Origin of the sequence: Nesterenkonia sandarakina (genome assembly GCF_003003175.1) — a bacterium.
Taxonomy (GTDB): domain Bacteria; phylum Actinomycetota; class Actinomycetes; order Actinomycetales; family Micrococcaceae; genus Nesterenkonia; species Nesterenkonia sandarakina_A.
Genome location: NZ_PVTY01000003.1, coordinates 91,015 through 111,650 on the forward strand (window position 1 = coordinate 91,015; position 20,636 = coordinate 111,650).

Annotated in this window: 20 protein-coding genes; 15 read left to right on the plus strand and 5 right to left on the minus strand. The window is 67.9% G+C overall.

What is annotated here, in order from left to right; translation table 11 throughout:
• Positions 1–37 precede the first annotated feature (37 nt).
• Both BCL67_RS03140 and BCL67_RS03145 read left to right on the plus strand, forming a co-directional pair.
• Complete coding sequence (locus BCL67_RS03140) at positions 38–727, plus strand: DUF4064 domain-containing protein (protein WP_106122005.1); 690 nt, start codon at positions 38–40, stop codon at positions 725–727.
• Between the two features lie 109 nt (positions 728–836).
• On the plus strand, positions 837–2,375 hold the full coding sequence (locus BCL67_RS03145; RefSeq protein WP_106122006.1) for an MFS transporter: 1,539 nt from the start codon (positions 837–839) through the stop codon (positions 2,373–2,375).
• On the opposite strand, the gene BCL67_RS03150 is transcribed toward BCL67_RS03145, so the two are convergent.
• Entirely contained in the window at positions 2,359–2,700 is a 342-nt protein-coding gene (locus BCL67_RS03150) for a hypothetical protein (RefSeq protein WP_106122007.1), read from the minus strand. The genes BCL67_RS03145 and BCL67_RS03150 overlap by 17 nt on opposite strands.
• A 167-nt stretch (positions 2,701–2,867) precedes the next feature.
• Here BCL67_RS03150 and BCL67_RS03155 point away from each other — a divergent pair, with 167 nt between their 5' ends.
• The 5 genes from BCL67_RS03155 to BCL67_RS03175 all read left to right on the plus strand — a co-directional run bounded on the left by BCL67_RS03155 (position 2,868) and on the right by BCL67_RS03175 (position 8,031).
• The gene (locus BCL67_RS03155; RefSeq protein ID WP_181255867.1) at positions 2,868–3,500 is read left to right on the plus strand and encodes a hypothetical protein; all 633 of its coding nucleotides are present in this window, start codon (positions 2,868–2,870) and stop codon (positions 3,498–3,500) included.
• 95 nt (positions 3,501–3,595) lie between these two features.
• Positions 3,596–4,438 carry an exodeoxyribonuclease III gene (locus BCL67_RS03160; protein ID WP_106122136.1) on the plus strand — a complete coding sequence of 281 codons (843 nt, stop codon included), beginning with the start codon at positions 3,596–3,598 and terminating at the stop codon, positions 4,436–4,438.
• 65 nt (positions 4,439–4,503) lie between these two features.
• Positions 4,504–5,541, plus strand: a complete 1,038-nt coding sequence (trpS, locus tag BCL67_RS03165; protein ID WP_374955622.1) for a tryptophan--tRNA ligase — start codon at positions 4,504–4,506, stop codon at positions 5,539–5,541.
• 31 nt (positions 5,542–5,572) lie between these two features.
• On the plus strand, positions 5,573–6,682 hold the full coding sequence (locus tag BCL67_RS03170) for a YihY/virulence factor BrkB family protein (RefSeq protein WP_181255868.1): 1,110 nt from the start codon (positions 5,573–5,575) through the stop codon (positions 6,680–6,682).
• 194 nt (positions 6,683–6,876) lie between these two features.
• Positions 6,877–8,031, plus strand: a complete 1,155-nt coding sequence (locus BCL67_RS03175) for a hypothetical protein (protein ID WP_106122010.1) — start codon at positions 6,877–6,879, stop codon at positions 8,029–8,031.
• Between the two features lie 76 nt (positions 8,032–8,107).
• Here the strand turns inward: BCL67_RS03175 and BCL67_RS03180 are convergent, their stop codons facing one another.
• The 4 genes from BCL67_RS03180 to sdhC all read right to left on the minus strand — a co-directional run bounded on the left by BCL67_RS03180 (position 8,108) and on the right by sdhC (position 11,658).
• Complete coding sequence (locus BCL67_RS03180) at positions 8,108–8,896, minus strand: succinate dehydrogenase iron-sulfur subunit (protein ID WP_106122011.1); 789 nt, start codon at positions 8,894–8,896, stop codon at positions 8,108–8,110.
• Entirely contained in the window at positions 8,896–10,683 is a 1,788-nt protein-coding gene (sdhA, locus tag BCL67_RS03185) for a succinate dehydrogenase flavoprotein subunit (RefSeq protein WP_106122012.1), read from the minus strand. Before sdhA ends, BCL67_RS03180 begins: the two co-directional genes overlap by 1 nt.
• Positions 10,684–10,762: 79 nt before the next feature.
• Entirely contained in the window at positions 10,763–11,269 is a 507-nt protein-coding gene (locus BCL67_RS03190) for a succinate dehydrogenase hydrophobic membrane anchor subunit (protein ID WP_106122013.1), read from the minus strand.
• Between the two features lie 2 nt (positions 11,270–11,271).
• Positions 11,272–11,658 carry a succinate dehydrogenase, cytochrome b556 subunit gene (gene sdhC, locus BCL67_RS03195; RefSeq protein WP_106122014.1) on the minus strand — a complete coding sequence of 129 codons (387 nt, stop codon included), beginning with the start codon at positions 11,656–11,658 and terminating at the stop codon, positions 11,272–11,274.
• A 429-nt stretch (positions 11,659–12,087) separates the two neighbouring features.
• Here sdhC and BCL67_RS03200 point away from each other — a divergent pair, with 429 nt between their 5' ends.
• The 8 genes from BCL67_RS03200 to eno all read left to right on the plus strand — a co-directional run bounded on the left by BCL67_RS03200 (position 12,088) and on the right by eno (position 20,497).
• Complete coding sequence (locus tag BCL67_RS03200; RefSeq protein ID WP_106122015.1) at positions 12,088–13,218, plus strand: mannose-1-phosphate guanylyltransferase; 1,131 nt, start codon at positions 12,088–12,090, stop codon at positions 13,216–13,218.
• 19 nt (positions 13,219–13,237) lie between these two features.
• Complete coding sequence (locus BCL67_RS03205) at positions 13,238–14,455, plus strand: amidohydrolase (protein ID WP_106122137.1); 1,218 nt, start codon at positions 13,238–13,240, stop codon at positions 14,453–14,455.
• 66 nt (positions 14,456–14,521) lie between these two features.
• Positions 14,522–14,986: a cytidine deaminase gene (locus BCL67_RS03210; protein ID WP_106122016.1), complete on the plus strand. Its 465-nt coding sequence runs from the start codon at positions 14,522–14,524 to the stop codon at positions 14,984–14,986.
• On the plus strand, positions 14,983–16,332 hold the full coding sequence (locus BCL67_RS03215) for a thymidine phosphorylase (RefSeq protein ID WP_106122017.1): 1,350 nt from the start codon (positions 14,983–14,985) through the stop codon (positions 16,330–16,332). The genes BCL67_RS03210 and BCL67_RS03215 overlap by 4 nt, the downstream gene beginning before the upstream one ends.
• 10 nt (positions 16,333–16,342) lie before the next feature.
• Positions 16,343–17,092, plus strand: coding sequence for a DedA family protein (locus BCL67_RS03220; protein ID WP_106122018.1), 750 nt, complete (start codon positions 16,343–16,345; stop codon positions 17,090–17,092).
• Between the two features lie 53 nt (positions 17,093–17,145).
• Positions 17,146–18,297 carry an adenosine deaminase gene (locus BCL67_RS03225; protein WP_106122019.1) on the plus strand — a complete coding sequence of 384 codons (1,152 nt, stop codon included), beginning with the start codon at positions 17,146–17,148 and terminating at the stop codon, positions 18,295–18,297.
• A 7-nt stretch (positions 18,298–18,304) separates the two neighbouring features.
• The gene (locus tag BCL67_RS03230) at positions 18,305–19,111 is read left to right on the plus strand and encodes a MazG nucleotide pyrophosphohydrolase domain-containing protein (RefSeq protein ID WP_258174716.1); all 807 of its coding nucleotides are present in this window, start codon (positions 18,305–18,307) and stop codon (positions 19,109–19,111) included.
• A gap of 105 nt (positions 19,112–19,216) precedes the next feature.
• Entirely contained in the window at positions 19,217–20,497 is a 1,281-nt protein-coding gene (eno, locus tag BCL67_RS03235; RefSeq protein WP_106122020.1) for a phosphopyruvate hydratase, read from the plus strand.
• Positions 20,498–20,636: the final 139 nt, after the last annotated feature.

Sequence of the window (20,636 nt, forward strand, 5' to 3'; positions counted from 1 at the left end):
GTGAGTCGTGAACACAAATAATGAACAAGGAGCTGACATGAGCAACCCTCCCTACGGAGACCAGCCCGCAGGTTTCCCCGGCAACCAGCCCGGGGGCCAGCCGGACGGCCAGCCCGGCGGCTACGGCCACCACCAGCCCGGCAACCAGCCCGGTGGTCAGCCCAGCTACGGCAGCAACCAGCCCGGGGGCTTCCCCGGCGGCCCCGGCCAGCCCACCTCGAAGTACGGCACGGATCCCTACGCGCCGGGCACCTACGGGGGACCGATCGCGGAGCCCAAGAAGTACAGCCTGCTCAAGACCCTGACCCTGGTCTCGCTCGCGATCTACGTGCTGAGCGCCCTGCCAGGTCTGTTCATGGGCGAGGATGCAGCGGCCCGCCAGGAGGCCATCGACGCCATCGAGCAGCAGGGCATGACCGGTGCTGAGGCGGCCGAGGCCGTGGACCTGTTCATGGGCCTGTTCACGGCGTTCCTGTGGGTCGCTCTGCTCGTCGGCGCCGCCCTCTACCTCCTGGTGTTCTTCGGACTGAAGAAGAACAAGAACTGGGCACGAGTCACAGGCATCGTGTTCGCGATCATCGGCATCGTGTTCACCCTGTTCGGCATCGTTGGCGCCACCATGCTGGGCCTGGTGCTCGTCGTGGCCCACGTGGCTGTGGCCGTGTACTGGCTGGTGCTGGCGTTCAGCCCCGAGGTCAAGGGCTACCTGGCACAGTTCCGCCGGTAGTCACGAGATCCTGCTCAACGGGGGCGCTCCTTCACGGGGGCGCCCCCGTTCTGCGTCATGAGCACCTGGTCAGCACTTCGCGCCGGGGCAGCGGGGATAAGGTGAGCTGGTGAACCAGACCTCCTCCAGCTCCCGCCGGATGATGACGGCGATGTTCCTGCCGCTCTTCGCGGCGCTGCTGAGCATCAGCATCGTCAACGTCGCGCTTCCCGCCATCGAGGAGAGCCTCGGGGCCACCTCCGCGGATCTCCAGTGGGTGCTCTCCGGCTACGCGCTGGCCTTCGGGATGGCGCTGGTCCCGGCAGGACGAGCAGGAGACATCTGGGGTCGTCGCGGGATCTTCATGTTCGGCGTCGTGCTCTTCGGCATCGCCTCGCTCGGCGCCGCGCTGGCGATGACTCCATTGGTGCTCAACGTCGCGCGGGTCTTCATGGGCTTCGCCGCCGGCATCCTGACCCCGCAGATCATCGGCATGATCCAACGCCTGTTCAGCGGCTCCGCCCGCGGCCGGGCCTACGGGATGATGGGCACCATCATCGGGGTCGCGGTGGCCGCCGGCCCGGCGCTGGGCGGGCTGATCATCGACACCACCGGGTCAGACCTGGGCTGGCGGATGACGTTCCTGATCAACGTCCCGGTCACCATCATCGCGCTGATCGCCATCGTGCTCTGGCTGCCCAAGACCCTCGACGACGCCGAGGCGCCCGGCCCCGACGTGCTCCCCGCTGACGACGCCTCCGAGGTCCACCAGAACGCCCCGGCGGCCCCGGACGCCTCTGCCGCCCCGGATGCCCGGGCCGCCCCTGCGGCCCGCGGCATCGCGCGGCTGGACCCGCTCGGGGTCGTGCTGCTCAGCATCGCGGTGCTGCTGCTGATGCTGCCCTTCATCCAGTTCCGCAGCCTGCTCGGCGGGCTTCTGGGTGTCGCGGGGCTCGGCGTGCTGGTCCTCTGGGCGCTCTGGGAGCGCCAGCTGGGCCGCCGCGACCCGGCCGCCCCGATGGTCAACCTGGCGCTGTTCACGCTGCCCAGCTACACGCTGAACTCACTGGTGCTGGGCCTGTACTTCGCCGGCATGCCAGCCACCTGGGCGGTGGTGGCGGTCTACGTGCAGCAGGGCCGCGGCGAGGGTGCGCTGATCGCCGGGCTGGTCACGCTGCCCAGCGCACTGATGGTCATGCTGCTCTCCTCGCGGGTGGGCCGCGCGGTGGAGCGCAAGGGGCCCCGGATGCTGGTCAGCGGGACCGTTGCCGGCGTCGTCGCGATGCTCTCGCTCGCCGGCGCCGCGGCGCTCATGGAGACCCCGTACGGCTCGCTGTGGCTCATCGGGGCCGCGCTGGGCGTCGTCGGACTCTCCCAGGCGCTGATCATCCCCAGCGCGCAGACGCTGTCGATGCGCGAGGTCCCGGAGCCCATGGCGGGAGCAGCCGGCGGCGTCGCGCAGACCGCGCAGCGGGTGTTCACCGCGATCGGCATCGCGGTGGTCACCGGCATCTACTTCTCGATCAGCGCCGACGCCGGGCATCAGTCAGCGATCGTCACCAGCTCGCTGGTGATCGCGGCCCTGATGCTGACCTCGGTGGCGGCGGCGCTCTTCGCGGCCCGCCGAGCCGGGCAGGCCGCGAAGCGCGGGATCAGCGCAGACGGGTGACCGGGCGCAGATCCTTGGCGGTCACATAGGCCGGGGCGCCGGCGAAGATCTCGGCGCGCTCCGGGGACTCCTCCCACTCCTTCTCGGCCTGGGCGAACTCCTCGCGGTCACCGAACCGGCTGACGAACCAGGTCAGCTCGTCCATGCCGTCGGAGAGCCACATGGACTCCACGGTGAACCCGCGCTCCTCGCGCGCCGGGATGACCTTCTTGGTCAGGAAGCCGACGAACTCCTGCGCCAGCGCCGGGTCCAGCGCGTAGCGACGCATGTAGGTGGTGCGCTCGGGCGCATCATTGGGGCGGGGGTGCTCGGGTTGTGCGGCCATCAGGTCCTCCTGGATCGTGGGAACAGCTTGGGATGACGTTCCCGCCCATCCTTTCAGACCCCGACGGCGTCGGCGATGACCAGGTTTCCTCCGGTCTGCACCGGGGAAGCTGTGCCGGGTCTGCGGCGATTCGCCAGGAGGCCGTGATCGCAGGGATAATCAGGCGCATGAGTTCTCAGCAGTCACTGCCCACAGGCGGCGCATCTGGCGCGCAAGAAACCCTCAAGAACTTCGGTCGGCGGACCTCCGGGATCAGCTTCGCGGTGATGATCACCGTGCTGCTGGTCGCACTGATCTTCGCCGCCAACCAGAACGACGTCATCGGCTGGATCATCGCCGTGATCGCCGGAGGCTGGCTGCTGCTGGCCACCGTGCTGGTGATCTCGGTGCGGTCCGGTGCCAAGAAGTTCGGCGAGACGCTGGACTCCGCGCGCGCCGACGCGGCCTCGCGCCGGGCCGACTCGCTGGGCGGCACCGCGGTGGTCGACGAGGACACCCACGCACGGAACCTGAAGCTGGATCACTCCTTCAAGATCGTCCAGGTGCAGAAGCGGGTCATCACCCAGGAGCTCGCCAAGGGCGAGGAGGCCGACCTGGCCATGGTGGACCGCGCGCTGGACACCATCGAGATGACCGCCGGCAACGGCCGGGACATGCTCTCTGAGCATGTCGGGCGCGGCTCCGGCGGCTCGGGTCAGGACGGCCGTGGCGCCGAAGGCCAGCAGCGTGGGACCCAGAACCGCGCGAAGAACCGCACCAACGACGACGATGAGCCGATCACCGGCGAGATCGTCAACTGAGAGGACCGGACGTGACCCAGACTTCCGAGAGCACCGAGACTTCCACCAGCACCGAGACCACAGACGCCCCAGACTTCGGCGAGCACCCGCACCGCATCGTCGATCCCAAGCCCGCCGGGCAGACCCGGATCGCGTCGGTCAACGTCAACGGGATCCGCGCCGCGCACCGCAAGGGCATGGGACAGTGGCTGGCAGACCGCGAGATCGACATCCTCGCGCTCCAGGAGGTCCGCGCCAACGAGGAGATCCTCACCAAGCTGGTCACCGAGATGACCGAGCATGAGGATCAGCCCTGGCACGTCCACGAGTACGAGGCCGCGGACAAGGGTCGGGCCGGCGTCGCGATCATCTCGCGCCACGCCCCCGTCGCCACCCGCAACGGCATCGGTGACGGCCACCCTGAGGACGACGGCCGCTGGATCGAAGCCGACTACACCCTTGGTGACGGCTCCACCCTGACCGTGGTCAGCGTCTACGTGCACTCCGGCGAGGTGGGGACGCCCAAGCAGGAGCACAAGATGCGGTTCCTGCAGTACATGACCGAGCACCTGCCTAAGCTGGCGGAGCGCACCGATCACCTGCTGGTGATGGGGGACCTCAACGTCGGCCACCGGGAGCTCGACATCAAGAACTGGAAGGGCAACGTGAAGAACTCCGGCTTCCTGCCGGAGGAGCGCGCCTACTTCGACCAGTATTTCGGTGACCTGGGCTTCTCCGACGTGGCCCGCTCGCTGGCCGGTGAGGTCGAGGGGCCCTATACCTGGTGGTCCTACCGGGGGAAGGCCTTCGACAACGACACCGGGTGGCGGATCGACTATCACATGGCCACCCCGGCGCTGGCGGAGCTGGCGAGCAACCTGAAGGTGGACCGGGCGCAGGACTACTCGCTGCGCTGGTCAGACCACGCCCCGCTGGTCGTGGACTACAAGCTCCCCTGAGCTCTGCTCCACCCTGAACCCTGACGATGGAACACTGACGTTCGAACCCTGACGTCTGAACCCCGATCTCTGCCCGACGACACGAAGGAACTGCTGTGACTGAGCGCGTACTCTCCGGGATGCAGCCCTCGGCTGACTCCCTGCACCTGGGCAACTACCTGGGAGCGCTGGTCAACTGGGTGAAGATGCAGGAGCGCTACGACGCCTTCTTCTTCATCCCGGACATGCATGCGATCACCGTGCAGCAGGACCCGGCCGAGCTGCGCACCCGGGTCCGCCGGACCGCGGCCCAGTACATCGCCGGCGGCCTCGACGTCGAGCGCTCCACGGTCTTCGTGCAGTCCCATGTGCCCGAGCACGCCCAGCTGGGCTGGATCATGACCTGTCTGACCGGGATGGGCGAGGCCTCGCGGATGACCCAGTTCAAGGACAAGTCCGCCAAGCAGGGCGCCGATGCGGCCGGCGTCGGACTCTTCACCTACCCGATGCTGCAGGCCGCCGACATCCTGCTCTACCAGCCCCACGGGGTCCCGGTCGGACAGGATCAGAAGCAGCACGTGGAGCTCTCGCGCAACCTGGCCCAGCGCTTCAACCACCGCTACGGGGAGACCTTCCGGGTGCCGGAGCCGCTGATCCCGGAGGCCGGGGCGCGGATCTATGACCTGCAGAACCCCACGGCCAAGATGTCGAAGTCCGCGGCGTCGCCCGCCGGGCTGCTGAACCTGATGGACTCCGATAAGCAGATCGCGAAGAAGATCAAGTCCGCCGTGACCGACGACGGCGCCGAGATCCGTTTCGACCAGGCCGAGAAGCCGGGCGTCTCGAACCTGCTGAGCATCTATTCCGCGCTCACCGACCGTCCGATCGGGGAGATCGTCGAGGAGTATCAGGACCGGATGTACGGCCATCTGAAGGTGGAGCTGGCCGAGGTGGTTGTGGCGAAGCTGAGCCCGATCCGCAGCCGCACCGAGGAGCTGCTGGAGGATCCCGCGCAGCTCGATGCGCTGTTGGCCACCGGTGCCGCGAAGGCGCGGTCGGTGGCGGGGGAGACCCTCGCCGAGGTCTACGACAAGGTCGGCTTCCTCCCTGCGAGCCTGCAGTGAGCCTGGATCACACCCGCGTGGTGAGCCTGCGGTGAACGAAGACCCTTCCCGGCTGCGACCGCGGACCGGCGGTCACGGGCTGATCGCCGGTCACGCGCGAGCCGCCGCGAAGGCGATGAACGACCGCGAGGAAGTCTCGGGGATGGTCAACCCGCTGGACCTCGAGGGGCTGCGCCGCCGTGAGGTCAAGGCCCGGCGCGCCTGGGGACACGCCCGACGCGAGGGCCGCAGCCGGGCGTCGATGTTCGGGCTGACCCTGTTCTGGGGGCTCACCCGCCTCGACACCACCCGCGGCATGCGGATCTTCAACCTGTTCCTCTTCCACTACGGCACGGTCATGGCCGCCGGTGCGGCCTACATGATGTTCTTCTCGGTCTCGGCCGCCCTGGTCGCTGGATTCTCCGTGGCCGGTCTGGTGATCGGCGGAGACCAGGAGCTCCAGGACACGATCGTGGATCTGACCAACGACGCGCTGCCAGGGGTGATCGGCGAGGACGGACTGGCCACGCAGGCCCAGCTCTTCGACACCGAGGGCTTCGGACTCACCCTGGTGGTCTCGCTGCTGGTCGCCGCGGTGGCCTCGCTGAGCTGGATCAACGGGCTGCGCGCCGGGATCCGGAGCATCTTCGACCGCCCGCTGATGGACGAGAACGTGCTGGTGGTGAAGTCACGGGACCTCGGGGTGATGGTGCTGCTGGGCACGATGCTGCTGGCCGCCACCGCGACCAGCCTGATCTCGGAATCGGTGCTGGAGGTCAGCGAACGGGTGCTGGGATGGAACCTGAACGTGCTTCAGGGGCTCGTCGGCACCGTGATCACCCTGGCGGTGCCGCTGGTCCTCGACGTGCTGGTCGCGATCCTGATCTTCCGGGTGGCCTCCCGCGTGGTGATGCCGGTCTCGGTGCTCTGGCGGGCCGCGCTGATCGCCGCGATCGGCTCCTCGCTGCTGCGCCAGCTCTCGACGTTCCTGCTCAGCGGGGTCGAGGGCGGAAACCTGATCGTGTCCTCCTTCGCCACGGTGCTGGGCTTCTTCGTCTACTTCTTCCTGCTCAGCCTGATCTACCTGCTCTGCGCCTCCTGGGCGGCGCTGGCCACCGACGACCGGAACCGCCGGCTGGGCCCGATCGCCGCCTCCCGCTGATCCCGCGCCCGCTGGGTCAAATTATCGTAGGCCTGCAGCGAATCGTAGAGCTCTAGCCCTACGACGTTTCAACAGGTCTACGATTTTTCACCTCAGGGTGCCCGGTGGGTGGCGTGCACTGCCCGGGCCGCCGGGTTATCCACAGACCGGCGCACTCGGGAGCCATGCGGCACAGCATTGCGCAGAGTGGACGGATGGACCTCGCGACCTCCACCCCGCTTCCGGCGCAGATCACGCTCATCCGCTCCCAGGAGCTCCCGGACGGCATCCACAGCAGCACCCGGCTGAAGAGCGCGGTCAACGCGGGAGCGATGCTGCGGCTGCGGCGTGGCATCTACGTGCACACAGCGGACTGGCTCGCGGCCCCGCCGTGGGAGCGTCATCTGGCCGCCGCCGGCGCCGCTGCGATGACCCGCTCCACGCCGGTCTTCTGTCGCGAGACCGGGTTGGCGCTCCACGGCGTCCCGCTGATCCGGACCCCGGATGCGGTGCAGCTGCGCACCCGGCATCAGGGAGGCACGCGGCTGGTTCCCCCACCCGTCATGACCGGCTCCACGGACCCCCGTGCCGTGGTGCGGCGCCACCTCGCACCGGACGACGACGAGCGGGCCGCCAGCGCCTCGGTCGTCGCGCTGCGCGGGATTCCGACCCGGCTGCACGAACACGTGGCCCCGCCGCGCACCTCGCGCCCCGCGTTTCGACTGCTTGTCGGCGCCGGGCATGAGCCGCCGCACCAGGACCTGGCCATGGGCTTCCGAGATCATTGGCCCGGGTCGGTGACGCACTGCGCGGTGGAGGAGTTCGGACTGCTGCTGGCAGACACGGTGCCGCGGATGGAGACCGGGGCCGGCGTCGTCGTCCTGGACGCGGTGCTCGGCGCACGGGTGCGTTCCGGAGCACGTCTCAGCCTGGAGGTGCTCGAGGCATGGGGCGGGTTCATCCACTCGCAGCGGAGGCTCGGCCGGTGGCGGGCGTGCCTCGAGCTGGCTGATGCACGCTCGGAGTCTGCGGGGGAGTCCCTCTCCCGGGTCCGGATGCTGGACCTGGGGTTCGAGCCGCCGCAGCTGCAGGTCAGCTTTGATCTCGGCGGCACCGTCGCGCGCGTGGACTTCTACTGGCCGGGCGTCGGCGTGGTGGGCGAGTTCGACGGGAAGCTGAAGTACACCCGCGGGTCCGGACTCAGCGGTGCATCCGCTGAGGACGTCGTCTGGGAGGAGAAGCTTCGCGAGGATGCGCTGCGCGCCCGTGGGCTGAAGGTGGTGCGCTGGGTCTGGGACGATCTGCAGCGACCCGGCGCGCTGGCGGCACGACTCCACACCGCCGGCGTTCCGCTCGCGAAGAAATCGTAGACCAAACGAAAAATCGTAGGGCTGCAGCTCTACGACAAGCTGCAGCCCTACGATTTTTTGACTCGACGAGCGGGAATCACATGCTGCGGGTCAGCACCGCTCGCTTGACCTCTTGGATGGCCTTGGTGACCTCGATGCCGCGCGGGCAGGCATCGGTGCAGTTGAAGATGGTGCGGCAGCGCCACACGCCCTCTTTGTCGTTGAGGACCTCCAGGCGCATGTCGCCGGCGTCGTCGCGGGAGTCGAAGATGAAGCGGTGAGCGTTCACGATCGCTGCCGGTCCGAAGTACTGCCCGTCGGTCCAGAAGACCGGGCAGGAGGAGGTGCAGGCGGCGCAGAGGATGCACTTGGTGGTGTCATCGAAGCGCTCGCGCTCCTCCGGGGACTGGATCCGCTCGCCGGTCGGGGCGGGGGAGTTGTTCACCATGAAGGGCATGATCTCGCGGTAGGACTGGAAGAACGGCTCCATGTCCACGATCAGGTCCTTCTCCACGGGCAGACCCTTGATCGGCTCGACCATGATCGGCTTGGAGGTGTCCAGGTCCTTGAGCAGCACCTTGCAGGCCAGACGGTTGCGGCCGTTGATGCGCATGGCGTCAGAGCCGCAGACGCCGTGGGCGCAGGAGCGGCGGAACGTGAGCGAACCGTCGATCTCCCACTTGACCTTGTGCAGGGCGTCCAGCACACGGTCGGTGCCGTACATGGTGATCGTCCATTCGTCCCAGCGCGCGTCGTCGGAGAACTCCGGGTCATACCGGCGCACCTGGAGGGTCACGTCGAAGCTCGGGATCTCGCCTCCGCCTCCGCTCTCCTTCATGTCGATCTTGGATGCGGGCTCAGCGGCTTCTTTGGTGGGAGTGCTCATCAGTACTTACGCTCCATCGGCTCGTAACGGGTGAAGACGACTGGCTTGGTGTCGGCACGGATGCCGGTGGTGCCATCGGTCGAGGACTCGGGGTCGAGGTACATCATCGAGTGGAGCATGAAGTTCTCATCATCACGCTCGGGGTAGTCCTCGCGGTAGTGTCCGCCGCGGGACTCCTTGCGGTGCAGGGCTGCCACGGTCATGACCTCGGCCATGTCCAGCAGGAAGCCGAGTTCCACGGCCTCGAGCAGGTCAAGGTTGAAGCGCTTGCCCTTGTCCTGGATCTGCACGTTCTTATAGCGCTTGCGCAGATCAGCGATCACCGCGAGAGCTTCCTTGATGGTCTCCTCGGAGCGGAACACCTGCATGTTCGCGTCCATAGTCTCCTGGAGCTCGGTGCGCAGCGTCGCAGTGCGCTCACCGCCGGTGGAGGCGCGCATCGCATTGAGCTGGTTCTCGGTGAACGCCGTCGGGTTCTCCGGGATGTCCACGAACTCTGCGGTGGCGGCATACTCGGCGGCGGCGATGCCGGCGCGCTTGCCGAACACGTTGATGTCCAGCAGCGAGTTGGTCCCGAGGCGGTTGGAGCCGTGCACCGAGACGCAGGCGACCTCGCCGGCGGCGAAGAGTCCGGGAACCACGGTGTCGTTGTCCTGAAGCACCTCAGCCTTGACGTTGGTGGGCACTCCACCCATGGCGTAGTGACAGGTCGGGAAGACCGGCACCGGCTCGGTGTAGGGCTCGACGCCGAGGTAGGTGCGCGCGAACTCGGTGATGTCCGGGAGCTTGGCGTCGATGTGCGCCGGCTCCAGGTGGGTCAGATCCAGCAGCACGTAGTCCTTGTTCGGACCGGCGCCGCGTCCCTCGCGCACCTCGTTGGCCATGGACCTCGCGACGATGTCACGCGGTGCGAGGTCCTTGATCGTGGGAGCGTAGCGCTCCATGAATCGCTCACCCTCGGAGTTGCGCAGGATGGCGCCCTCGCCGCGGGCGGCTTCGGAGAGCAGGATGCCCAGTCCGGCCAGGCCGGTCGGGTGGAACTGCACGAACTCCATGTCCTCGAGCGGGATGCCGGCGCGGTAGGCCAGGGCCATTCCGTCTGCGGTCAGCGTGTGCGCGTTCGAGGTGGTCTTGAAGATCTTGCCCAGACCACCGGTGGCGAAGACCACTGACTTGGCCTGGAAGACGTGGATCTCGCCGTTGGCCAGGTCATAGGAGACGACGCCGGCGGTCTTCTTCTGCATGTAGGTGGTGCCGTCTTCGCGGGTGACTTCCTCATCCACGGTGAGCAGATCCAGCACGTAGTACTCGTTGTAGAACTCGACGTTGTGCTTCACGCAGTTCTGGTACAGCGTCTGGAGGATCATGTGACCGGTGCGGTCTGCGGCATAGCAGGCGCGGCGCACGGCGGCTTTGCCGTGGTCGCGGGTGTGTCCGCCGAAGCGACGCTGGTCGATCTTGCCCTCGGGGGTGCGGTTGAAGGGAAGACCCATCTTCTCCAGGTCCAGCACGGCGTCGATGGCCTCCTTGGCCATGACCTCGGCTGCGTCCTGGTCCACCAGGTAGTCGCCGCCCTTGACGGTGTCAAAGGTGTGCCACTCCCAGTTGTCCTCTTCGACGTTGGCCAGCGCGGCGCACATGCCGCCCTGGGCCGCACCGGTGTGGGAACGGGTGGGGTAGAGCTTGGTGAGCACCGCGGTGTGGGCGCGCTGGCCGGACTCGATGGCCGCGCGCATTCCCGCGCCACCGGCGCCGACGATGACGACGTCGTACTTGTGAACCTGCATCAGCTTGTGGCTCTCTTTTCTTGGTGTTCGGAAGCTTGAGAACGCGCAGTCGTGCGCACCGGGTCAGGCCCGGTGGGCATCAGACGTTCTGGCAGAAGGAGGGTGACGACTCGAGCAGCTGGCCGGAGTTGTCGAGCAGGCAGGGCTCGAAGGTGAAGATGACCATGGTGCCGAGCACGATGATGACGATCACCGAGAGGTACAGGATGGACTTGAGCCACATCCGTGTGGAGTCCTTCTCTGCGTAGTCGTTGATGATCGTGCGCATGCCGTTGCCGCCGTGGAGCATCGCCAGCCAGAGCATGGTCAGGTCCCAGAACTGCCAGACCGGGTTGGCCCATTTGCCGGCCACGAAGCCGAAGTCGATCTGGTGGATGCCCTCGCCGACCAGCAGGTTCACTGCCAGGTGGACGAAGATCAGGACCACGAGCGCGGCGCCGGAGACGCGCATGAAGACCCATGCGGCCATCTCGAAGCTGCCGGACTTCGAGAATCCGTTGCGCAGGTACTTCGGATCGATGCGCCCGGAACGGGGGGCCTCGATGCCCTGTGCGGGAAGAAGGGCGTCAGATTTTGTGGTGGTCATTTTCAGAACCCTCCCCAGCCGTCAAGGAACAGCATCAAGTGGCGGACGGTGAAGCCGATCATGGTGATGACCCAGAGGCCCATCACGGTCCAGAGCATCTGGCGGTGGTAGCGGGTGCCCTGGGACCAGAAGTCCACCAGGATGATCCGCAGACCGTTGAACGCGTGGAAGACGATCGCGCCGACGAGGCCGATCTCACCGACGATCATGATCGGGTTCTTATACGCGCCGATCACCGCGTTATATGCCTCTGGCGAGACTCGCACGAGAGACGTGTCGAGTACGTGGACCAGGAGGAAGAAGAAGATTCCGACACCCGTGATCCGGTGTCCGACCCAGGACCACATACCTTCCCGGCCTTTATAAAGGGTGCCTTTTGTCTGCGTCACCTGTTGTTCCCTCCCTGCATCGTTGCATGGCGTTCCGCGCCGCACAGTTACGTACGTGTATTTCTTCGCTGCGGCGGTGCGGAAACCGTGACGCCGAGGCGAGTCTGTTGTCAGCTACCAGACTAGAGCACCGCGGCCCCCGATGCGGGTCGTGGTGCCGTGCCGGAGGCTTTGTTGCGCAGCCCAGCGTAGGCCTGATCCGGGCCCGGAGGCGAAATGACGGCCATCTCCAAATGACTTCTACAGCGTGTAGAAAAACCGCAATGTAGGGACGCAATTCCGGAATCTGCCGTGCAGACCCTCGGCGGGGACGCTCTGCCTCCGCCTCGAAGGAGCCTTGCGCCCCGCGAAACCCTGCCCTGGGCCCGATCTGCCCACCCGCTGCGCGGCTGACTGAGCTCGGACCAGGTATGGGTCTAGGCTGGTGAAGTGACTTCACAGGCATCCTTGGACAAGTTTTACACCGTGATCCCCGCAGGCGGGGTGGGCACGCGACTCTGGCCGCTCTCCCGGGCCAGCGCCCCGAAGTTCCTCCACGACCTCACTGGTGCCGGCACCACGCTGATCCGCGGCACCTATGAGCGGCTGGCTCCGCTCACGGGCAAGCGCGTCATGGTGGTCACCGGGGAGTCCCACCGCGAAGCCGTCCGGGTGCAGATCCCCGAACTGGACGAGAACGACCTGGTGCTCGAGTCCGAGCCCAAGGACTCCGCGGCCGCCATCGGGCTGGCCGCCGCGATCCTGCACCGCCGCGACCCCGAGATCATCATGGGGTCCTTCGCCGCGGACCAGGTCATCGCCCCGGTGGGGATCTTCCAGCAGGCGGTGCGCGAGGCCGTGGCCACCGCGGCAACCGGAAAGATCGTCACCATCGGCATCGCCCCCACCCATCCCTCCACCGGCTTCGGCTACATCCGCCGCGGCGCGACGCTCGAGGTCGACGGGGCGCCCATCGAGGGTGCGCCGCATGCCCGTGACGTCGCCGAGTTCGTCGAGAAGCCCGGCCAGGAGCTCGCCGAGAAGTACGTCGCCTCCGGGGAGTACCTCTGGAACGCGGGCATGTTCGTCGCCCCGGTGAAGCTGCTGCTGGAGCACCTGTCCCGCGCAGAGCCCACGCTCTACGCGGGTCTCGAAGAGATCGCCGCCGCCTGGGGCACCCCGGAGCAGGCCGAGGTCACCGCACGGGTCTGGCCGGCGCTGCCGAAGATCGCGATCGACTACGCCGTGGCCGAGCCCGCGGCCGCCGCCGGTGACGTGGCAGTGATCCCCGGGAACTTCACCTGGGACGACGTCGGCGACTTCGCCGCGATCGCCCGGCTGAACCCGGCGCGCGAGCAGGAGTCCATGACGGTGCTGGGGGAGAAGGCGAGGGTCTATTCGGACCAGTCCTCCGGCGTCGTCGTCTCTGACACCCAGCGCGTGGTGGCGCTGATCGGCGTGGAGAACATCGTGGTGGTCGACACCCCGGATGCGCTGCTGGTCACCACCACCGACCACGCACAGTCGGTGAAGCAGGCCGTGGAGGCGCTGCGGGCCCAGGGAGAGTCCGATGTCCTCTGAGCCTGCACGCCGGACGGTGATGCTCAAGGCGGCCCATGCCTCGGCCTCCGAGGTGGTCGACGAGCTCGAGGCGACCCTGATTGCGATGCGCCGCGATCTGCACGCCCACCCCGAGCTGTCCTGGAAGGAAGAGCGCACCACGGAGCGGCTCGCCGCCGCGCTGCGCGCCGTCGGTCTGGAGCCGGAGCTGATGCCCGAGACCACCGGTCTCTACGTGGACATCGGCGCCGGGGAGTTCGCGGCCGGATTCCGCGGGGACATCGACGCGCTGCCGGTCAGCGAGCTCACCGACCTCCCGTACGCCTCCACACATCCAGGCGTCACGCATGCCTGCGGACATGACATCCACACCACCGTGGCGCTCGGGGTCGCGCTGAGCCTGCAGCAGCTGCACCAGCAGCGGATCAACGACGGCGACCCGACGGGTCTGGGCGCGAAGGTGCGCGTCATCTTCCAGCCGGCCGAGGAGACCATGCCCGGAGGCGCCCTGGAGATGGTGCGCCAGGGCGTGCTGGAGCCGCTGCCCCGGATCTTCGCGCTGCACTGCGATCCGCGGATCGAGGTCGGCATGATCGGCACCCGCATCGGAGCCATCACCTCTGCGGCCGACGTGGTGCGGATCAACGTCACCGGACGCGGCGGACACACCTCCCGGCCGCATCTGACCGAGGACATGGTCTCCGCCCTGGCCCACATCGCGTCCACCGTGCCTGCGGTGCTCTCCCGCCGCGTGGACGTGCGCTCCGCGGTCTCGCTGGTCTGGGGACAGATCGAGGCTGGCAGCGCGCACAACGCGATACCCTCGAGCGGAACCCTGGTCGGGACCATGCGGATCCTCGACGCCGAGGCCTGGCGCGACGCCGGCAAGCTCCTCGATGAGATCGTCGAGCAGGTCGCGGCCCCCTGGGGGGTCGACGTCGACCTGGAACACATCCGAGGCGTGCCCCCGGTGATCAACAACGAGCGCGAGACCACCCTGCTGGAGCACGCCGGCCGGGAGGTCCTCGGCTCCGAGGGCCTCGAGCTCGCCCCGCAGTCCATGGGCGGGGAGGACTTCGCCTGGATGACGCAGGAGCTTCCCGGCGCGATGTTCCGGCTCGGGACCAAGACCCCCGGCGGCATCGATTTCGACCTGCACCGTGGGGACTACGTCCCGGATGAGCGATGCATCGGCTACGGCACCAAGATCATGGTCACCACGGCGCTCAGCGCGATCAACGAGCTGCGCCGGGACTAGCCGAGACGCGCCAGCGCCGCCGACATTGGCGCACGGGTCCCAGTGTGGCCTCGTAGGATGTCCCCTATGACTCAGGACGATGACTTTCTGACCGGGCGGATCGCACGGATCCCGGCTCCGGACCACGATGCCGACTGGGAGCGTCTCACCACCCAGGCCCGCATCGCCATGACCCGGGCCTACGTGCCCTACTCGGACTATCCGGTGGGCGCCGCCGCGCTGCTGGAGGATGGATCGATCATCTCCGGGTGCAACGTGGAGAACGCCTCCTACGGGCTCACCCTCTGCGCCGAGTGCACCATGATCGGTGCGCTGCAGATGGCCGGCGGAGGCAAGATCGTGGCGTTCACCTGCGTGAACCGACAGGGCGAGTACATCACCCCCTGTGGACGCTGCCGTCAGCTGCTTCTTGAGTTCTCGGCCGAGACCATGCACGTGCGCACCGCCAAGGGCGCCACCACCCTGGAGGCCCTGCTGCCAGAATCCTTCGGCCCCCGCCATCTTGAGATGAACGACTTGGAGACCCGATGAGCGCCGCTGGTGCGACCTATGACCGTTCCGCCCACGATGCGGTCGAACTGATCCGGATCAAGCGGGACCACGGCCGGCTCTCCCAGGAGCAGATCGACTGGATGATCGCCGCCTACACCGACGGGTTCGTCGGGGACGAGCAGATGTCAGCGCTCGCCATGGCGATCCTGCTCAACGGGATGACCCGGGAGGAGATCGGGCACTGGACCGCCGCGATGATCGCCTCGGGCGAGCGGATGGACTTCTCCTCGCTGCGCACGCCCGACGGCGGGCGCAGGCTCACCGCGGACAAGCATTCCACCGGAGGAGTCGGCGACAAGATCACGCTCACACTCGCGCCGCTGGTGGCGAGCTTCGGCGTGCCCGTCCCGCAGCTCTCCGGACGCGGTCTCGGTCACACCGGCGGCACGCTGGACAAGCTCGAGGCCATCGAGGGATGGCAGGCGGATCTGAGCAACGAGGCTCTGCTGCGCCAGCTCGACGAGGTCAACGCCGTGATCTGCGCGGCCGGCCCCGGTCTGGCCCCGGCCGACAAGAAGCTCTATGCGCTGCGTGACGTCACCGGCACCGTGGAGGCGATCCCGCTGATCGCCTCCTCGATCATGTCCAAGAAGATCGCCGAGGGCACCGACGCCCTGGTGCTCGATGTGAAGGCAGGTTCCGGTGCCTTCATGAAGTCCCGGGCCGACGCCGTCGAACTGGCCCGCACGATGGTCGCCCTGGGCACCGATGCCGGCGTGAAGACCTCGGCGCTGCTCACCGATATGGACACCCCGCTGGGACTGACCGCAGGCAACGCCATCGAGGTCCAGGAGTCCGTGGAGGTGCTCGCCGGCGGGGGACCCGCCGACGTCGTCGAACTCACCGTCGCGCTGGCGCAGGAGATGCTCACCGCGGTGGGCATCACCGGGGTCGACCCGGCGGAGAACCTGCGCAACGGACGCGCGATGGACTCCTGGCGCCGGATGATCGCCGCACAGAGCGGCAATCCCGACGCGGCGCTGCCGCAGGCGGTGCACAGCCACACGATCACCGCCGGGGCCTCGGGCACCATGACCCGGATGGACGCGATGGCCGTAGGTCTGGCGGCCTGGCGGCTCGGAGCCGGCAGGGCGCGCAAGCAGGACGCCGTGCAGGCAGGCGCCGGGGTGCGGATGCACGCCAAGCCCGGTGACGCCATCACCGCCGGTCAGCCGCTGTTCACCCTGCTCACCGATGACGAGCACCGGATCAGCCGGGCGCAGCAGGCGCTCGAGGGCGCCGTGGACGTCGACACCGAGGGCGGACCGCACGAGACCCCAGACCTGGTCTTCGATCGGATCAGGGCCGCGGACCTGACCGACTGAGGCCACCCGGATGAGTCCTGGGCAGATCCTCGACGCCATCAATCAGACCATCCTGGAGGCCGCCTCCGGATGGTGGACCCTGGTGGGCCTCTTCGTGCTCTGCGTGGTCGACGGGTTCTTCCCGGTCGTGCCCTCGGACTCGCTGGTGGTCGGACTGGGCTCGCTCTCCGGTGAGCCGGGCACTCCGTTCCTGCTCTGGGTGATCCTGGTCGCGGCCTCCGGTGCGCTGCTCGGAGACTTCATCGCCTACCGGATCGGGCGCGCCATCGGGCCGATGCGCTTCGGCTGGATGCGCCGGCCCGCCCCGCAGCGCACATTGATCTGGGCGCGCCATGAGCTCGACAAGCGCGGGGTGCTGCTGATCTTCGTGGGCCGGTTCATCCCCGGAGCCCGGGTCGCGATCAACTTCGTCGCCGGCACCACCGGGTTCTCGCTGCGCCGATTCCTGGTGATCGACGCGATCGCCTCGCTGGTCTGGGCCTCCTACTCGGTGGGGATCGGTGCGATCAGCGCGAACATCTTCGACTCGGTGTTGGTCGCGATGACGGTCTCGATCACCGGAGCGGTGCTGCTGGGCTGGATCTTCGACCGGATCTTCCGGCTCGTCACGCGCTGGCTGGATCGCAAGGGCGTGCACCTGGACCCCGAGGGCTACTTCGACACCGCCGCGCTGCCGGTGGAGCCCCCGCTGCGGCTGCACCGGGATCGCGACGACCATGATCACCGTCGCCACGACGAGGACGACGCCCCAGGTCAGTGAGGTCCGGAGGGCGTCGGGCGACGTGGGTCCGAGTCCTGGATAGACTCACTCCTATGACTTCTACTGATGCCGAAGCCCGTTCCGCCGCCGCCAAGCTCGAAGAGCAGCTGCGCAACCTGCCCAAGGTCTCCCTGCACGATCACCTGGACGGCTCGCTCCGCCCGTCGACGCTCATCGAGCTCGCCGCGGAGATCGGGCACGAGCTTCCCAGCCAGGACGCCGACGAGCTCGCCGAGCGCTTCCGGCAGAACGCGAACTCCGGATCGCTGGAGCAGTACCTGGAGGCCTTCGCGCACACCACCGCCGTGATGCAGACCGCGTCGAACCTGCGCCGCGTCGCCAAGGAGTACGTCGAAGATCTCGCCGCCGACGGAATCATCTACTCCGAGGTCCGCTGGGCCCCGGAGCAGCACCAGGAACAGGGCCTGAGCCTCGACGAGGCCGTCGAGGCCGTCCAGGAGGGTCTGAACCAGGGCATGGAGACCGTCGCCGGGCAGGACGGCGTCATCGTCGTCGGCCAGCTGGTCTCCGCGATGCGCCAGTCCGAGCGCGCCGATGAGATCGTCGAGGTCGCTCTGCGCCACCGCGACAAGGGCGTCGTCGGCTTCGACATCGCCGGCCCCGAGGCAGGCTTCCCACCCAGCCGCTTCGCCGACGCCTTCACCCGGCTCGCCACCGAGATGCTTCCCACCACGGTCCACGCCGGCGAGGGCGACGGCATCGAATCCGTCCGCGACGCCCTGGTCTCCGGCCGCGCCCAGCGCCTGGGCCACGGCGTCCGGGTCGCCGAGGACATCAGCGTGATCGAGGGCGACGTCGACTCCGAGGCAGGGGAAGAGGTCTTCCAGGTCGAGCTCGGCCCCGTGGCCCGCTGGGTCCGCGACCGCCAGATCCACCTCGAGGTCAGCCCCACCTCCAACGTGCAGACCGGGGCGATCGCCGGCTTCGCCCAGGGTCAGCCGCCTGAGCTCAGCGACCACCCCTTCGACATGCTCTACCAGCTGGGCTTCAACGTCGGCGTCAACACCGACAACCGGCTGGTCTCCGGCGTGACCCTCTCCGGCGAGCTCGCACTGATCGCCAGCACCTTCGACTACGGCCTCGGGGAACTCGCCGACTTCCAGATCAACGCCCTGGAGTCCTCCTTCCTCGGCCACGAGGAGCGCGAGGCCCTGGCAGGCATGATCCTCGAAGCCTGGCAGTGACCGCACAGTGATACCGAGTCGCGGTCCGCAGACCGGCACCGGTCCGACGAGTGCTGGTCAGACCAGCCCCGATCAGACCAGCCCCGATCAGACCGGCGCTGGTCCCGCGGACGGTGACCAGATCGCGATGCTGCGCTGGGTCATCGCCCGGCTGCGTGAGCACTGCCCCTGGACCTCTCAGCTGACCCACGGGGACCTCACCGAGTACCTGATCGAAGAGGCCTATGAGGTGCTCGAAGAGATCGAGGCCGGCAGCCTCGACGAGGGTCTGCGCAAGGAGATGGGGGACCTGCTCTTCCAGGTCGCCCTGCACGCGCAGCTCGCCGAGGAGCGCGGCAGCTTCGATCTCGACGGGGTGGCGCAGGCCATCACCGCGAAGCTGGTGCGCCGCAGCCCGCACGTCTTCACCGCCGACGGGGGCCTGTCGGTGGACCCGCACGCGACCATCGAGCAGGTCGAAGCCGCCTGGACCCGGATCAAGACCGAGGAGAAGGCGGCGGAGAACGGAACGCCGGGGAACCCATCACCGGAGAGCCCGACGCCGGCAGAGCCGAAAGACGACGACGGCACCCACCTCTCCGGCGTCGTCGGCTCGCTCCCGGCGCACCTGCCGGCCCTGGCCAAGGCGGCCAAGGTGATCGACCGGCTCGGGCGGCAGCGCAGTGAACATCTCCCCAACTCTGGCCCGGCCACGCTGGCGGCGGCTGACGAGGAGGAGCTCGGTGAACTACTGTTTGCTGTGGTGCGCACCGCACGCGCTGCGGGCCAGGACCCGGAGCGGGCGCTGCGCAGCCACCTGAACCGCATGACCTGATCGAGCAGCTGCACCAGCTCGAGAAGAAGCAAGCACCGGCGCAAGGGCGCGCTCGGCACCCCCGAAAAGTTTCCCACCGAATGAACAACAAGGAGCCGACAGAATATGTCTCTGATCGTCAGTGTGTACGGCCGCGAAATCCTCGACTCGCGAGGCAACCCGACCGTCGAGGTCGATGTCCTCCTCGAGGACGGCAGCTTCGGCCAGGCCGCAGTCCCCTCCGGCGCCTCCACCGGCGCCTTCGAAGCCGCAGAGCGTCGCGACGGTGACAAGGACCGTTACCTCGGCAAGGGCGTCACCGGCGCCGTCGGTGCAGTCAACGACGTCATCGCCGCCGCCCTGGAAGGACAGGACGCGACCGAGCAGCGCATCATCGACCAGATCCTGCTCGATCTCGACGGCACCGAGAACAAGAGCTCCCTGGGTGCCAACGCGATCCTCGGCGTCTCGCTGGCCGTGGCCAAGGCCGCAGCCGATGCCTCCGACCTGCCGCTGTACAAGTACCTCGGCGGTCCCAACGCGCACCTGCTCCCTGTGCCGATGATGAACATCCTCAACGGCGGATCCCACGCGGACTCCAACGTCGACATCCAGGAGTTCATGATCGCCCCCATCGGTGCGGCCACCTTCTCCGAGGCGCTGCGCGCCGGCGTGGAGGTCTACCACTCGCTGAAGGCGCTGCTCAAGGAGCAGGGCCTGGCCACCGGACTTGGCGATGAAGGCGGCTTCGCGCCGAACCTCTCATCCAACCGGGCGGCACTGGACCTGATCACCGAGGCCATCAAGCGGGCCGGCTACACCCCGGGCAAGGACATCGCGCTGGCACTGGACGTCGCGGCCAGCGAGTTCTACGCCGACGGTGTCTACACCTTCGAAGGTGAGTCCCGGACTCCGGAGCAGATGAGCGCCTACTACGGTGAGCTCGTCGCCGCCTACCCGCTGGTCTCCATCGAGGATCCGCTCGATGAGGACGACTGGGCCGGCTGGAAGACCCTGACCGAGCAGATCGGGGACAAGGTGCAGCTGGTCGGCGACGACCTCTTCGTCACCAACCCCGAGCGCCTGGCCAAGGGCATCGCCGCGGACACCGCGAACTCGCTGCTGGTCAAGGTCAACCAGATCGGTTCGCTCACCGAGACCCTCGACGCGGTCGCGCTGGCCCAGCGCAGCCGCTACACCACGATGATCTCGCACCGCTCCGGGGAGACCGAGGACACCACCATCGCGGACATCGCCGTGGCGACGAACTCGGGCCAGATCAAGACCGGCGCCCCTGCTCGCTCCGAGCGCGTCGCCAAGTACAACCAGCTGCTGCGCATCGAAGAGGAGCTCGGCGACGCCGCGCGCTACGCCGGAGCCTCCGTGTTCCCGCGCTTCAACGCCTAGCCCACGCGCGACGTCACCGCGTGACGCACGTGAGGGGCTCAGCCCCGCTGAGCGCCGATGAGGACGGGGCGTCAGGTCGCGGACCCTGGTTTCGACCAGAGGTCCGGGTGCCTGGCGCCCCGTCCTTCGTTCGCCACGT

What these genes read in the sequence shown, in the direction of transcription:
- BCL67_RS03140 (WP_106122005.1), top strand. Translation starts at nt 38, where the DNA reads ATGAGCAACCCTCCCTACGGAGACCAGCCCGCAGGTTTCCCCGGCAAC.
- BCL67_RS03150 (WP_106122007.1), bottom strand. Translation starts at nt 2,700, where the DNA reads ATGGCCGCACAACCCGAGCACCCCCGCCCCAATGATGCGCCCGAGCGC.
- BCL67_RS03155 (WP_181255867.1), top strand. Translation starts at nt 2,868, where the DNA reads ATGAGTTCTCAGCAGTCACTGCCCACAGGCGGCGCATCTGGCGCGCAA.
- BCL67_RS03175 (WP_106122010.1), top strand. Translation starts at nt 6,877, where the DNA reads ATGGACCTCGCGACCTCCACCCCGCTTCCGGCGCAGATCACGCTCATC.
- BCL67_RS03180 (WP_106122011.1), bottom strand. Translation starts at nt 8,896, where the DNA reads ATGAGCACTCCCACCAAAGAAGCCGCTGAGCCCGCATCCAAGATCGAC.
- sdhA (WP_106122012.1), bottom strand. Translation starts at nt 10,683, where the DNA reads ATGCAGGTTCACAAGTACGACGTCGTCATCGTCGGCGCCGGTGGCGCG.
- BCL67_RS03190 (WP_106122013.1), bottom strand. Translation starts at nt 11,269, where the DNA reads ATGACCACCACAAAATCTGACGCCCTTCTTCCCGCACAGGGCATCGAG.
- BCL67_RS03205 (WP_106122137.1), top strand. Translation starts at nt 13,238, where the DNA reads ATGCTCAAGGCGGCCCATGCCTCGGCCTCCGAGGTGGTCGACGAGCTC.
- BCL67_RS03210 (WP_106122016.1), top strand. Translation starts at nt 14,522, where the DNA reads ATGACTCAGGACGATGACTTTCTGACCGGGCGGATCGCACGGATCCCG.
- BCL67_RS03215 (WP_106122017.1), top strand. Translation starts at nt 14,983, where the DNA reads ATGAGCGCCGCTGGTGCGACCTATGACCGTTCCGCCCACGATGCGGTC.
- BCL67_RS03220 (WP_106122018.1), top strand. Translation starts at nt 16,343, where the DNA reads ATGAGTCCTGGGCAGATCCTCGACGCCATCAATCAGACCATCCTGGAG.
- BCL67_RS03225 (WP_106122019.1), top strand. Translation starts at nt 17,146, where the DNA reads ATGACTTCTACTGATGCCGAAGCCCGTTCCGCCGCCGCCAAGCTCGAA.
- eno (WP_106122020.1), top strand. Translation starts at nt 19,217, where the DNA reads ATGTCTCTGATCGTCAGTGTGTACGGCCGCGAAATCCTCGACTCGCGA.